Source organism: Pseudomarimonas arenosa (genome assembly GCF_014841215.1).
In the GTDB taxonomy this organism is placed as follows: Bacteria; Pseudomonadota; Gammaproteobacteria; order Xanthomonadales; family Xanthomonadaceae; genus Pseudomarimonas; species Pseudomarimonas arenosa.
Genome location: NZ_JACYTR010000004.1, coordinates 1 through 13,274, shown reverse-complemented (window position 1 = coordinate 13,274; position 13,274 = coordinate 1). Strand labels below are relative to the sequence as shown.

Annotated in this window: 11 protein-coding genes; 4 read left to right on the top strand and 7 right to left on the bottom strand. The window is 62.0% G+C overall.

Annotated features, from left to right (window positions below; translation table 11 throughout):
• The first annotated feature begins 104 nt into the window (after positions 1-104).
• Positions 105-2,033, top strand: coding sequence for a choice-of-anchor X domain-containing protein (locus tag IFO71_RS02820; RefSeq protein WP_192028017.1), 1,929 nt, complete (start codon positions 105-107; stop codon positions 2,031-2,033).
• A gap of 188 nt (positions 2,034-2,221) precedes the next feature.
• Here IFO71_RS02820 and IFO71_RS02815 read toward each other — a convergent pair whose 3' ends face one another.
• Positions 2,222-2,524 (bottom strand): YciI family protein, encoded by a 303-nt coding sequence (locus IFO71_RS02815; protein ID WP_225444328.1) that lies wholly within the window; start codon positions 2,522-2,524, stop codon positions 2,222-2,224.
• Between the two features lie 150 nt (positions 2,525-2,674).
• Entirely contained in the window at positions 2,675-3,061 is a 387-nt protein-coding gene (locus IFO71_RS02810) for a hypothetical protein (protein WP_192028015.1), read from the bottom strand.
• A 505-nt stretch (positions 3,062-3,566) separates the two neighbouring features.
• Between IFO71_RS02810 and kbl the strand changes: the two genes are divergently transcribed.
• Positions 3,567-4,763, top strand: a complete 1,197-nt coding sequence (kbl, locus tag IFO71_RS02805) for a glycine C-acetyltransferase (protein ID WP_192028014.1) — start codon at positions 3,567-3,569, stop codon at positions 4,761-4,763.
• A 91-nt stretch (positions 4,764-4,854) separates the two neighbouring features.
• Here kbl and IFO71_RS02800 read toward each other — a convergent pair whose 3' ends face one another.
• The 4 genes from IFO71_RS02800 to IFO71_RS02785 are packed head-to-tail and all read right to left on the bottom strand — an operon-like array spanning position 4,855 to position 9,725.
• Entirely contained in the window at positions 4,855-5,292 is a 438-nt protein-coding gene (locus tag IFO71_RS02800; protein WP_192028013.1) for a Csu type fimbrial protein, read from the bottom strand.
• Entirely contained in the window at positions 5,289-8,480 is a 3,192-nt protein-coding gene (locus IFO71_RS02795; protein ID WP_192028012.1) for a fimbria/pilus outer membrane usher protein, read from the bottom strand. The genes IFO71_RS02800 and IFO71_RS02795 overlap by 4 nt, the downstream gene beginning before the upstream one ends.
• Positions 8,443-9,183 carry a fimbrial biogenesis chaperone gene (locus IFO71_RS02790; protein ID WP_192028011.1) on the bottom strand — a complete coding sequence of 247 codons (741 nt, stop codon included), beginning with the start codon at positions 9,181-9,183 and terminating at the stop codon, positions 8,443-8,445. Before IFO71_RS02790 ends, IFO71_RS02795 begins: the two co-directional genes overlap by 38 nt.
• The gene (locus IFO71_RS02785) at positions 9,183-9,725 is read right to left on the bottom strand and encodes a Csu type fimbrial protein (protein WP_192028010.1); all 543 of its coding nucleotides are present in this window, start codon (positions 9,723-9,725) and stop codon (positions 9,183-9,185) included. The genes IFO71_RS02790 and IFO71_RS02785 overlap by 1 nt, the downstream gene beginning before the upstream one ends.
• 568 nt (positions 9,726-10,293) lie before the next feature.
• Here IFO71_RS02785 and IFO71_RS02780 point away from each other — a divergent pair.
• Positions 10,294-11,595, top strand: coding sequence for a diguanylate cyclase (locus IFO71_RS02780; protein WP_192028009.1), 1,302 nt, complete (start codon positions 10,294-10,296; stop codon positions 11,593-11,595).
• Positions 11,596-11,929: 334 nt separating this feature from the next.
• Here the strand turns inward: IFO71_RS02780 and IFO71_RS02775 are convergent, their stop codons facing one another.
• The gene (locus tag IFO71_RS02775) at positions 11,930-12,580 is read right to left on the bottom strand and encodes a class I SAM-dependent methyltransferase (RefSeq protein WP_192028008.1); all 651 of its coding nucleotides are present in this window, start codon (positions 12,578-12,580) and stop codon (positions 11,930-11,932) included.
• Between the two features lie 129 nt (positions 12,581-12,709).
• On the opposite strand from IFO71_RS02775, the gene IFO71_RS02770 reads away from it, so the two are divergent.
• Positions 12,710-13,138 (top strand): DUF6491 family protein, encoded by a 429-nt coding sequence (locus tag IFO71_RS02770; RefSeq protein ID WP_192028007.1) that lies wholly within the window; start codon positions 12,710-12,712, stop codon positions 13,136-13,138.
• Positions 13,139-13,274: the final 136 nt, after the last annotated feature.

The window sequence follows — 13,274 nt, the reverse complement described above, 5'->3', positions numbered from 1 at the left end:
TCTCCCATTTAGCGAATTGTCCGTACCGCCCGGTATGGAGTTGCAACCTAGACCCCGGCCGCGGTCCATCCAACGATTCAACCGTTCTCTGGGGAGGGAATGTTGTGAAATCCACTACGCTTGTGTGCGCGGTGTCCGCCGCGCTGTGTGCTGCTGCGTTTCCGCTGAAGGCTGAGGAACTGCTGGCTAAGCAACTAGCCGGCCCACCGGAAGAATTTTCTGCCATGCAACGGCCGGCGATCGCCGAGGCGCCGATCATGTCGAAGAGTGCCGTCGTTCCGATGGAGTTGTCCGCTAAAGGTTCGAGTTGGAGCACACGGCTGCCGGCGGAGAATGGCCAGCTGAAGTTCGCCGTGGTCAATCCCGGCGCCGCACCGCTTGAACTCAGCCTGCAAGGACCGAACGGACAGCAGATCAGCGCCAGCCAGATGAGTGCACGGAGCAAGCGCAGTGGCATCTTCGAGGGCGGGGTCAACCTGCCGGCCGAGATGTACGAGCTGAATGTGGCGGGCGATGGCGAGTGGCAACTCAACGCCCGTGGCAGCAGCAAGACCGCCGGTCGCGCGTTGCTGATTCTGGAAGGCGATCCGGACGACATGCTGGCCTCCTGGCAAGCCAACGACAGTCAAAAAGTGAAACAGCCAGTGTTGATCGCTGCAAGCCTGCTGAGCGATGCCGATGCCGGACTGGTGGGCCCGATGGCGCAACGCCTTGGCCGTCTGCAGCAGGCCAAACTCAGCATCACCGCGCCGAACGGCGACCGTAGCGAAGTGCCGATGTTCGACGATGGCCAGCATGCCGACGGCCTGGCCGGTGACGGTGTGTTCGGCGGTCGCTTCCTGCCCAAGCAGGCCGGCAATCACCTCGTCCAGGTGGTAGCGCATGGCCGCGCAGCTGCCGGCCATGCCGTGCTTCGCACTGCTGAACATGTTGTTCCAGTGCTCGACTCCGATCTGCAACTGGGCGCAGCGGGATTGAGCGTGAGCAAGTCGGGGGAGCAGCGAGTGCAGATCAGCCTGCCGGTAGCGACCGCCAAGAACGCTGGCCACTTCCGTACCTATGCCGAGGTCTGGGGTCACAATGCGGCCGGCGAACCGGTGGCGGTGGCCTGGATCGGCGGCATGTCGGCGCTGTCCAAGGGTCAGCTGACCCTCAATCTCGATCAGCGCTGGCTCGACCGCAGCGGCGCCGGGGCTCCATTCGAACTGCGCAATCTGCGCATTGAAGATCCCGATCATTTCGTCGTGCTGGCCAAGGCCGATTCGCTCGCCCTGCCCTTGCAGCGCGCGGCCAGTAAAGCGGCCGGCGATATCCAGATCGATGATGAAATGCGCCAAGGCCCGCGCCCCGTTGCATTTGACAGCGCCAAAGGCACCGGCTCACGCCTGCTGCTGGTGCACGGCTACTGCTCCGGCGGGGTCTGGCCAACCTCACACTTCAGCAACGCTTCCACCTTCCTCGACGCCAACAAGAGTCGCAGTCATGATCAGTTCGCCCAACTGATCAAGAGCTTCGGCAATACCTGGAACAGCTACGGCGTGGTCGCCCACAGCCAAGGCGGCGCCGCCGCCCTGCATCTTTACACCTACTACTGGAGCGGGCTCGACAACGCCGGCAGCGGCCGACTGATTCAATCGGTTGGCACGCCGTATCAAGGCACCAATCTAGCCGGCATCCTTGCCACCCTTGGCTCCTGGTTCGGTGTTGGCTGCGGCACCAATGACAACCTTACCTACAGTGGCGCCTCGTCCTGGCTATCCGGCATCCCGACCTCTTCCAGGGCCAAGGTCAACTACTACACCACCTCCTTCAAGAGCACCAACTGGTGGACCAACGACTACTGCAACTTCGCCACTGACCTGGTGTTAAGTGACCCCGAAGACGGCACCACCGAGAAAGCCAAAGGCCAACTCTCGGGCGCGGTCAACCGCGGCCACACCAATGGCCAATGCCACACCACCGGCATGCGCGATCCGGCGCAGTACAAAGACAGCAGCCGCAATGCGACAATGAACAGCAACGCGGCGCGCTAGACCGACTGCGCAACAGAGTCACCCGAGCGGTCTTCGCGAGGGCGAGAAATCCCGGCTTCGGCCGGGATTTTTCGTGAAGCACGCTTTCAGTTGACCGCTCCAAGATTCAGGTCCAGTGCCTTGAGTCCGATCACGACTCCCATCGCCAGGATCGAAGCCCACCACAACAGGCGTCCACTGCCTCGAGCTCAGGAATCAGGATCGAAGATGATCTCTCGCACTTCCTGTGCACAACGACAGGATGAGGCGATCTTGGCCGCCCACTGCAGCGCTTCTTCTCGCGCAGCCACCTCGACGATGGCAAAGCCGCCGAGCACTGCCTTGATCTCCGGATAGGGACCAGCGGACACGCTGCCTTCGACAGCGACGATGCTGGCCTGCTGGCTGAGAATGCCTCCACCAAAGACCCACACGCCGGCCTTCTTCGCCTCGCGCACCACTGCGTGCGATGCCTCGGCGACGGTGGCGAGTTCTTCCTCGGACAAGTTCATCGCGCCGTCATCAAATGAGATCAGGTATCGCTGCATTTCCAACCGACCTCGAAAATGACCAGCCCCTGTCGGCGCGGCCGCAAAGGAAGTTTGAGCAAACTCGTCAATTATTGAACCGACCAATTGATGTTCAAACTTCAGGTTGCCGAATCAATTCCGCAAGTACCAACCACCCTCTTCGCGCAACATGGTGGCCAATCGTCCGCCCGATTCGGACAAAAAGAAGGCAGCGGTCTGACCGTCATCCGCAAACTCGATGCGAACCCGACTGTCGAGCATCAAACGCAGCAGCCATTGCAACGCAGGCTGCTTCTTCTCGGCGAATTTCTTCAGCTTCTGCTCATAACTGCCCTCCTCTCTGAGTCGCTTCACCTCTGAGGGCAGGGCCAGCGCTTCGAACAGTTCCGCGTGGCGCTGCTGCGTTGACAGGCTCAGCGCTGTGTGCAACTTGAGACGTATCGCTTTCACATCGGCAGTCTGGTCACCGAGGGCCGTCGGGGCAATGATCAAACCGAGTAGAAGTATCAAGGCGCGCATAGGTTGGACGACGATCAGGGGTGGTGGGAGCGTAGCAGGTTGATCGAATCGTACCCGGCGATGACCAATGCTCTGCGGTTGGCACCTTTGGTGACTACCCGCATCACTGGCGAGTTTTCCACATTTGGATTGGCCGCAGGGGACTACTGCACTTGCGCATGTGGCAGGCCGCAGAGGATGGCGCCGTGGCTCACAGCCCCCTTGAGCATACGTCTTCGCGAGCCAAGGACAGGCTTGACCGGCGCGGGCCCCTCCAGGCGGACTGCCAGCTCAGCCCGAGCAACAGCAGCAGGCAGCAGATCGACCAGTACAGCAACGCTGTGCGCATGGGCAGAGGCTCGTCAGAGTCGATGAGAGTCAGGCTCAGAATCGCCGCGAATCATGACAGAAATCGGGCGGCAATCCGACCTGTGCGGGCGCCCATGCGCCACTGTCCGACCGGCACATGGGCAAGTGTGTCCGCGTTGGCGATAATGACAGACTGTTCCCCGCCTCCGGAGCCTGCATGACCGCCGCCACCCTAGAGCGCTATGCCGCTGAACTCGATTCGATTCGCGAACAAGGCCTGTTCAAGCGCGAGCGCATCATCACTTCGCCGCAGTCGGCGGAGATCACCTTGGCTGATGGTCGCAAGGTGCTGAATTTCTGCGCCAACAACTATCTTGGCCTGGCCGATCATCCGCGGGTGATCGAGGCAGCAAAGAAGGCGCTGGATACGCACGGCTTCGGCATGGCCTCGGTGCGTTTCATCTGCGGCACCCAGGATCTGCACAAGGAACTGGAGGCCAAGATCGCCGAATTCTTTGGCAAGCAGGACACCATCCTCTACGCCGCCTGTTTCGACGCCAATGGCGGCCTGTTTGAGCCCTTGCTGGGCGAGCAGGACGCGATCATCTCCGATGCTTTGAACCACGCCTCGATCATCGATGGCGTGCGGCTATGCAAGGCCAAGCGTTATCGCTACGCCAATTGCGATATGGCTGATCTGGAGGCTCAGCTCAAGCAGGCCCGGGCCGATGGCGCACGCGACATCATGATCACCACCGACGGTGTGTTCTCGATGGACGGCTTTATTGCGCCGCTGGATCAGATCACTGCACTGGCGGCGAAGTATGATGCCCTGGTGCATATCGACGAATGCCATGCCACCGGCTTCCTCGGCGCTACAGGTCGCGGCTCAGCGGAAGTGAAAGGCGTGTTGGACAAGATCGACATCATTACCGGCACCCTGGGCAAGGCTCTGGGCGGTGCGCTGGGTGGCTTTACCACCGGTCGCGCCGAGGTGATCGAGATGCTGCGTCAGCGCTCGCGACCGTATCTGTTCTCCAACTCGCTGCCACCGCACGTGGTCGCCGCGGGCACCGAAGTGTTCGAGATGCTGTCGGCCGCCGGTGATCTGCGTGAGCAGCTCAAGTCAAACACCGCCTATTTCCGCCAGCGGATGACCGAGGCTGGCTTCGATCTCAAGCCAGGTGAGCACCCGATCTGTCCGGTGATGCTGTATGACGCACCCTTGGCGCAACGCTTTGCCGAGCGACTGCTAGAACTCGGTGTGTATGCGATCGGGTTCTTTTTCCCGGTGGTGCCGAAAGGTCAGGCGAGAATTCGTACCCAGATGAGTGCAGCGCATACTGGTGAGCAGCTGGATCGCGCAATCGAGGCGTTCATCACCACCGGCCGTGAATTGGGCGTTATCAAGTAAGCGCGCAGCGATTGCTTCGGCAACTTGAAGTCTGAACATCCTGCTCGACTTCAAGTCCGCGCGCGCGGCCGCTGTTCCGCACGGCGGCCGCTCACCATTCCAGGGTGACGATAATGGTATCGGCATAGCTGCCGGCCTTGACGTCCTGCAGCGCGGGAATGCGGCCGTACACCGTGTGATCGACCGGCGAGCCGCTGCCGCTGCCCGCCACGGTCGACGTGCCTGATGTGCCATCGCCCCAGATGGTGGTGCGTGCCGGATCAGTGTACAGGTAGTAGTCGAGGCTGTCGTCAAGCGAGTCCAGACGGCGTGGCGCGAAGCTGCCGTTGTTCAGACTGACGCTGAGCGACACGGTATAGGGCGTGGCGCAGTCGACCGTGATAGCGCCGGCCACCTCGACGGGGCTGACATCGAATACGTTGTATGCGCCAAAGGCTACCCCACTGCTGGTCACCGAACAGGCCAGTACGCTGCAAGGCAACAGGCCGCAGCCTGCAATCAGCCACCGACACGACAATCGCTTGGTCATTGGTTCACCTCATGACAGACGATGGTCCCCAGATCGAGCAGCGGCTCGACGGAATCCGGCACCTGCAATTCGATCTCGCAGGTTCGACCCTCGTAGTGTGCGCTCAGGCGGCTGTGCGCATCCAGCCCGGTGACATAGGCCTCCCCACGAAAGCCCACTGGCCATCGCTTGCCCGCCCACTCCAGCGCCGCGCCCACGGGCAGCACGTTGCCATCGGCCAATACAACGCGAAAGAAGGCGTCGCGACTGTGCGCCGGGCAGAAGTCCAGCACCACACCGGCGCGTGCGTAGGGCACCACAAGCTGTTCCACCTGGTCCACGCGCATCCCCAAAGGCAGATCGGCCTGTTCGATGCCAACCCGGTTGCGCTGGTAGGCGCGCAATCCAGGCACGATCGCCACACCTTCAGCATTGGTGGTCGCCACCGTCTGATTCTCGGCGTAAACCCGCACGCCCTGGCGACCGGGCACCCGCACGACTGCAAAACCATCACGTATGCTGCGCGAAGCAAAGGCGTGTCCTTCGATCATTCCGATGCCGCCCGCCGCATCCGCTCGGCCGGCCAGGCTGGCATTCGCATAGGCGCCCTCAACTCGCCAGCGGCCATAGTCGTTTTGCCAGGCAATGGCGGCGCGTTGGGCGCTTGATTCACCGAACCCCGTTTGCAGGTCGTACCCGTAACCGGTTCCCGCCGGCAGGCTGCGTCGCCATCGCACCGAGCCCTGATCCCTGGCGTTCTGCCGCGCTGCATTGAGGCTGACGCGATCGCCGGTGTGTCCGATCGGAAATGTCAGGGACAGGTTGACCGCGAGTTCGCGATCAATCGGGTAGTACAGGGTGCTCAGGCTGAAGAAACCCAGCTGCCCCAGCCCGCGGCTGAAGCGCACACTGGCGAACTTGATGTCCTGTGCCTGTCGAATGCGCTGCTCGGTCCAGGACAGCCCCAAGGAATTGCCATAACCAAACCGCGTGCTAAGGTAGGCCCGCAGCTGCCGTGAGGGCAACGCTTCGTCGGCGCGCATGCCGGTGCGCCGGAATTCCGTGCTGACCCATTGACTCTCGGCACCGACGCTCAGCCATTCGCCCTGGAGCTGACCGCCAAGGCTGAACAGCTGACCGCGGCCTTGCTCGGATTCGCTGACCGCGGTAGCTGCCTGGATCACACCGCTCACCGGCAAACGCCAGACCCCGCCGACGCCGACCATTGTCTGGTCCTTCAGCCATTGGGCGTGGGCCTCAGCGGTCATCCAATCGGCAACCCCATAACGATGGGTGGTGCTGGCCAGAGTTGCACCGTAGTTGCTGCTCTGTAGCCCAAAGTCCTCTCGAACCGAGCCGAGTTCGACCGACCAGTCATGCAAGCCCGGACGCAGCAATTGCGCGCTGGCATAGAACTCCTGGGTCAGCACCTGCTCGCGACCGAGGGCATCACGCACCACTACCCGCACGTCACCTTGTCCGGTGATGGTCGGAATCTGGTCGATACTGAACGGCCCCGGTGGAATGTCCTGACGTAGACGCAAGGCATCGTTGACATACAGCTCGACTATCGAAGGCAGGGCAGCTTCCCCGGCGACCGCCACTGTCGGCAGAGTGAGGTAATCCGGTTGCGTGCTGAAGTTGCGCCCCCACTGCAGACCGGCAAAGCGCACGGCGCCACTCCAGCCAGTGGCGCGACTGATCGAATCGCCGATGACCCAGCTGCGCATGTGCTCGGGGTCATCGTGGCGCAGGGCAGTCTCCAATCGCAGCAGGCGATACTTCTGCGAATCCGATGAGCGATTCCAAAGCGCCGTGGTCGTGGCGTTGAGAGCCGATCGAAACGCCGCCAGTTCAAAGAAGCCCGCTCCACTCGACTGCCCGTCGATCTCGCTGACGCTGAGGTCGTAGTTAAGGTAGCCGCCCAAGGGCGAGGGCATGGGCGGTATCCGTTGTCGACCCTGAGGCGACAGCGCCGCCGCCTCGAACAACGCAGCGGGTGCGTTCAGATCAAGCACGGATAGCGGGCGATCCAGCGAATGCTGTATGCCCAGGCGGTCCAGCCGATACCATTCCTCCCCGTCTTCAACCACATCGGCTTGGGTTGGCAAGCGCAGCCGCCAGCGCTGCAGATCCGCAGCGGCCAGCAGCAGGTGTTCTTGCTGCTGCAGTGCCAACACGGTGCGCCGTTCGTGTTGGCGATTCAGACTTGCCTCCAGCCACAGCAGATTCGGCAAGGCAGCGGGCGCTTGATCGACAGCCACTGAGCTGCTGCGAGCAGTTTCAGCCGCCACTGGCACGCTTTCCCGCTCGGGCGCCGGCAATAAGTCCAGCACCAGCCGATGGCCAAACCTGCCTTCTGGTAACAAATTGAAGCCAATGACCTGGGTATCAGAACGCAACTGAAGGCTAAGAACCGCCGCACCAGGACCGGCCGCCTCCGCCCTGCCCCGGGCAATCAGACGATGCTGACTGGATAGCGCGGCGGCCAGCGCCGCTTGCAGCGAACCTGCATCGATTTGCTCGACGCGCAGGTCCAGCTGACGGCCGGTATTCGCCGGCAGCGCAAAGGGCTGCGCCCGATCCGTTTCGATCACCAGACGGGTGCGATCCGGCCACTCGCCAATTCGCAGGCTCCGAACCCGGCTTGCCGCCAGCGCAACGGCTTGCGGGGAGGGAGGCGGCGTTGAACCAAGCTGGGCTTCGGGCTGCGTGCCTGGCCCTGGCACGGCCAATCGGGATGAGACAACCAGCGGCGACTTGACGAACTTGAGATCGAGTACGAAGCGATGCGCATGGCCGGACTGCGGTCGCAGCACCATCAAAGCCGGATTGACCTCTTCCGCCAGTTCCAGCACCAGAACGACGTCATCGGCTTGCAGGGACTCAATCCGATATTCCCTGATCAGGGACTGATCACGCAGTTGCCGGGCGTCGATCAGCTGCTGCAACCGCCCCCGATCAAGCCCCGGCAGATGCAGCTCAAGTCGTCGCTCAGCGTAGTGCTGCTCGACTTCGATGCCTTGCTCCACTTCGAACACAAGACGCAGTCGATCAGACCAGTTGCCAGTCCGAACGTCGACCAGATGCGCGGCCCGCAGCGGCGAGCAGAACAGCAGTGACAGTGAGATCAGGGCCGCGACCCAGTACGCTGAAGCGTACCGTCGCCGCTCAATGGACGGACAATTGGCTGCCGTACTGAACGCCATCGATTCGGGCTGTCAATGCGAGCTGCGCATCGTCGGCCAGATCAGCGGGAGATTGCAGTGTCCAGGAACGCGTGGCCCCCGCCAGCACATAGGCCATGCCTCCCGGCACCAGGCGCTTGCCACGGTGTTCCAGGCTCAACTCTGACACCTGCGCACGACCATTGCCTCGATTCACCACACTCAGTTCCACCTCATGAACTGACAGTCTACGCAGCCGCCACTCAAGCTCAGGCCCGGACTTTCCGCTGACCGGGGCAATGAAAACCGGCAGACTCATGCGCAACATCATGCGCAGACCGCGAAAGCCTTGTTCTGCCGATGGCGGCAGCTCTTGCACGTAGAGGCGGAAGGCTCGCTCACGCTGTTCATCGGGCGTGCCGCGCAGGCCGACGCGAATGATCTGCTGAGAACCGGCGGCGAGACTGAAGATCGGCGGCGTAGCCAGCAGTTCAGTCGTCGGCTGGTAGTGATCCTCGCCCTCGACTTGGGTCCACTGCACCAGTTCGAGCTGCACATTGGCATCGTCGCTGCCGCTGTTGCGTAACGTTAGTGCAACCACCCGACTGTCCTGATCGATCTCGACTCGGGTCGGGTTGATTTGCAGGCTTGCCGCTGAACTCAGCCCAGCAAACAACAGGCCACAAAGCAGCCCACCGACCCGAGTGCCGCGCCATCCCTGCCCCCGCCAGGACGCGCGCTGCATCAGAACGTCACGGTGACCACAACGGTATCGGCATAGCTGCCCTGCGGCACATCCTGCCCTCTGGGCACACGCGCATAGATGGTCAGGCCATCCGGACTCGCCGCGCCATCGCCGGTCCCAGCCACGCCGGTGCCCGCCGTATTACCCCATTCGGTCGTGAAGCCGGCATCGCTGAACAGGCTGTAGGAGAGGAAATCGCCGCCACTGATCATGCGCCGGTCGGGGTCGGCATCGGTCGAGCCACCACCGGCATTGCTCCCCTGGCCCAAAGTCACGGTGTAAGACGAGCCATCGGTGCAGGTGATGTCGATATCACCCGCAGTATTGTCGAGATCAGCGCCGGCGGCGCCATGGGTGGTGATCGGCAGGTAGTTGCCGAATGCAACATCGGTGGCTACCACCACGGTGCAATCGGCCACGACCTCGGCTGTCACGCTGAGGTTGTCGGTATCGGTGGCCGCCCATGCGGCACCGCTGATAAAGACGGCGGCGGCAGAGCCAGCGACCAGCCGTCGCGCATACGGAGAAGAAAGTAAGTTCATGGTCACGCTCCCTGAGTCGTTGTCGACTGCTCCGGGAAACCGGAGCGAACCCCGGGTTGGCTGGGCGGGGCCATGCGTCCTCAGGCGCGATGAATCCCCGCACTCCTCCAGCGCTTCGGTGTGGCACATCCCTGTCGCTCGGCACCTCCGGCGCCGAGACGGATTCCGCTCCCTTGGCGAACGACCTCAGCGCCGTCCGCCCCACCCGCCTTGCCCTGAAAATCTCAAAGCGTTTTTATGATCTACAACAACTTACCGCTTATTGTCAATTTTTTCTTGAAGAATGTGCGGCAAGCTCAGTACAGTCTCCGTGCTGCCGCACCGGCGTTCCCAGGCCTGAATCCTTAACCCGGAATTCAACTGGGGCTGAGCCGACCGGCAGACCACGGCTGTGGCGGGCTGCGTACAGCGGACCGATACGGATGGCCAACAGGCTCTGCGCAATCGGCAGAAGCCCCGGCAATGTCCGAGCCGCAAGGCTTGCACTGCCGCTAGGCTGCATGGACACTTGTGACACGCGGAGCTTGCGATTGGCGCCGTCAGTGACTCAACCAGAACGGGGACGGGAATGGCGGGGGAGCGAAAGAGTTCTTCAAGCTTAGCGGGCACGCCAGCGAAGATCTTGCTGGTGGAAAACTCTCGCATGTTCCAGGAAATGGTCGGCGAAGCGCTGGAGGGGCAACTCGGCATTCCGGTGATCCACGCCCGCACGCTGGCTGAAGCGGGTCAGGCGATCGAAGCGCAGGGCCCGTTCATGCTGGTGATCACCGGCCTGGTGCTGGCCGACGGCAATCAGGACAAGATCGTCGACTACTTTCTGGCCCGTCATCTGCCCACGGTGATCGTCACCGGTGTGTACGACGAAGACTTGCGCCAACGCCTGCTTAGCCGCTCGATCATCGACTACATCCTGAAGAATGCGCCAGGGGCCGTTGAGTATCTGGTCTGGCTGGTGCGCCGACTGGAGCGCAACCGCCGCATCACGGCACTGGTCATTGACGACACCGAAACCGCCCGCCAGCTGACCGCCTCATTGCTACAGATGTACGGATTCGGCGTGGTATCTGCCGCCAATGGCAAGCAGGGCCTGGAGCGCCTGAACGAAGACAGTTCGATTCGCCTGGTGGTGACCGACCAGGAGATGCCAGAGATGACCGGCATCGAATTCACCCGTCAGGCGCGAACCAATTACTCGCGCGATCGCCTGTCGATCATCGGCGTATCCGGAGCCGACAAGAGTTCGCTGGTGGCCCAGTTCCTGAAGAACGGTGCCAATGATTTCCTGCACAAGCCCTTCTCACGCGAAGAGTTCTTCTGCCGCATCTCGCAGAACATCGAAAATCTCGAACTGATCGGTTCACTGCAGGATCTGGCCACCAAAGATTTCCTCACCGGCCTTGCCAATCGGCGCTATTTCTTTGAGCGCGGCCAGCAGATGTTTGATCACGCCGGTACGCACAAGAAGAAGCTGCATGCCGCGATGCTGGATATCGATCACTTCAAGAAAATCAATGACACGTACGGCCACGACGGCGGTGACGTGGCCTTGAAAGCGGTGGCCAACGCCATCGCCAAGTTTGCGCGACCGCAAGATCTGGTGGCGCGTTTCGGTGGTGAGGAGTTTGCGCTACTGACCCCGGATCTCGGCCACACCGAGGCGGAGTACTTCTTCGAAGGCCTGCGTGCGCGCATCGAACGCCTCGAGATTCCGTTTGGTGAGCAGATGATTCCGGTCACCACCAGCGTCGGTGTCTGCCTCGACCGCCGCAAGAGCCTGACCGAAATGATGTCGGAAGCCGACCGCGTGCTGTACCTGGCCAAGGCCGGCGGCCGCAATCAGGTGCAGATGGCCCATCCGGATAGCGCTTGAGTTGCGCAACAGACTGCTGAGACTTGTTTCGTTGGATTGGTTCTACGCAACAGCACCCTCCGGCCAACTCAGGGCCGAAACTCAACTGGAAACCCCTTCGACGGCCGCTGCACTACGCTGGCTGAGCTTGTCGAAGCCAGCCTGCGCGAAGCAAATCGCCGACGGGCTGACGGCAAGTGTTGGTGTCGCCCTGTGCTTCGCGGACATAAGCGCGAACTGGAATCCGACTTTCGCCGCAATGACGGGCGCAATCTCGATAGTGCAACGACAGCGGTACGCCCTGTTCGGGCAGCTGTTCTAAGACATTCAGATCACGAGGTGCCGTCAAACGTCTTTAGCGCATCGACACCGTGGTCACTTGACGACTGCGGTTGCGAGTGAAGACATAGACGGTGGCCGGCGGCATGTTCCACCAGGTCAAGCCGCCACGCCGTGCCGACAGACCGAGATCAGCCAACACCTCGGATTTCACCGGACAGGTCGGCCCGTAGGTGAACTGGATGAACCTGCCGTCTTCCGGTCGCAGCACCTTGAACGCTGCATCCATGATGGCGTGCTGGGTCTCCTTGCCCATCGACAGCAGGCCAAGTCCCGAGAGCACAGCATCGGCAGGGCCGTCATCGAGAAAGCCACAGCGCTCGGCGACGCAGGGCAATTCCCGCGCATCGCCGCACTCCACTCTTGCATCTGGAAAGCGCTGTCGCAAGTGCTGATGCAACTCCTCGTTCAGTTCCAACACCAGTAGTTCGTCCGGCACAATGCCGTGTTCGAGCAGGGCCGAGGTGAACACACCGGTGCCGCCACCGAGCTCGATTACCTTGCGCGCCTGAGACGGCAACTCGGCCAGCATCTGCCTTGCCAGATGGCGACTCGAAGGCGAGATGGCGGCAATCGACAGCGGGCTTTTCAGCCACTGGCGAAAAAACGTCCAGTGCGAGGGTGCATGCGCCGGAACGCGGCGGCGGGTGTGGGCTTTTCCGCTCATGACCTGCGTTCCGCCTGCTCAGCAAAGGTGAATGGAACCACAGTCGCGTCCTTGTCGTGTATGGGTGGCGTCGGCCAATCAGCGGTACTCTTGTCAGCAAGCATTGCCGCCCGCGGCCGGGAGGTCAATATGTCGAAATGCATTGGACTCAAGATCGGGGTCTTGCTGCTGGGCGCCTTGCTGCCCCCGGCCCAGGCGGAGCAGCGGCCCAGCCCCGGCCAGACGCCGATCCGCCCGCTGAGCGAGTGCCTGGATCCAAAGGCGGCACAAGCATTCCTCCTGATCGACAACAATCGCCTGCTGATCGATGCCGGGCGCCAACACTTCCTGATCGAACTGCGTTGGAGCTGCCCCTGGCTGTACCATGCCTCGGCGCTGGATTTTCGCTCGCGCAATTCGGCCGGACGGATCTGCGGCGATGTCGACGAGCAGGTCGGCGCGGCGCACAATCCGGCGCTGCAACCCGATCGCTGCCGAGTCGCCAGCGTGACGCCGATCAGCCGCGACGAGTACCTGCAGACCATTGCCCGCACAGGTCGCGGTCAGGCCGCCCATTAGCCCGGATATTTCAGCCTCTATCGAATTCCAAGTGGGTAACTGAGAATTTTGGTCTGACGCCGACAGCCTCCGTTTTGTCGAGCGCAGGCTGATTTCGGAGAGTGAGACCCATGCACGACAAGTTGTTCGAAGCTGC

What these genes read in the sequence shown, in the direction of transcription:
- IFO71_RS02815 (WP_225444328.1), bottom strand. Translation starts at nt 2,524, where the DNA reads ATGAACTTGTCCGAGGAAGAACTCGCCACCGTCGCCGAGGCATCGCAC.
- IFO71_RS02780 (WP_192028009.1), top strand. Translation starts at nt 10,294, where the DNA reads ATGGCGGGGGAGCGAAAGAGTTCTTCAAGCTTAGCGGGCACGCCAGCG.
- IFO71_RS02775 (WP_192028008.1), bottom strand. Translation starts at nt 12,580, where the DNA reads ATGAGCGGAAAAGCCCACACCCGCCGCCGCGTTCCGGCGCATGCACCC.
- IFO71_RS02795 (WP_192028012.1), bottom strand. Translation starts at nt 8,480, where the DNA reads ATGGCGTTCAGTACGGCAGCCAATTGTCCGTCCATTGAGCGGCGACGG.
- IFO71_RS02770 (WP_192028007.1), top strand. Translation starts at nt 12,710, where the DNA reads ATGTCGAAATGCATTGGACTCAAGATCGGGGTCTTGCTGCTGGGCGCC.
- IFO71_RS02790 (WP_192028011.1), bottom strand. Translation starts at nt 9,183, where the DNA reads ATGCAGCGCGCGTCCTGGCGGGGGCAGGGATGGCGCGGCACTCGGGTC.
- IFO71_RS02810 (WP_192028015.1), bottom strand. Translation starts at nt 3,061, where the DNA reads ATGCGCGCCTTGATACTTCTACTCGGTTTGATCATTGCCCCGACGGCC.
- kbl (WP_192028014.1), top strand. Translation starts at nt 3,567, where the DNA reads ATGACCGCCGCCACCCTAGAGCGCTATGCCGCTGAACTCGATTCGATT.
- IFO71_RS02800 (WP_192028013.1), bottom strand. Translation starts at nt 5,292, where the DNA reads ATGACCAAGCGATTGTCGTGTCGGTGGCTGATTGCAGGCTGCGGCCTG.
- IFO71_RS02785 (WP_192028010.1), bottom strand. Translation starts at nt 9,725, where the DNA reads ATGAACTTACTTTCTTCTCCGTATGCGCGACGGCTGGTCGCTGGCTCT.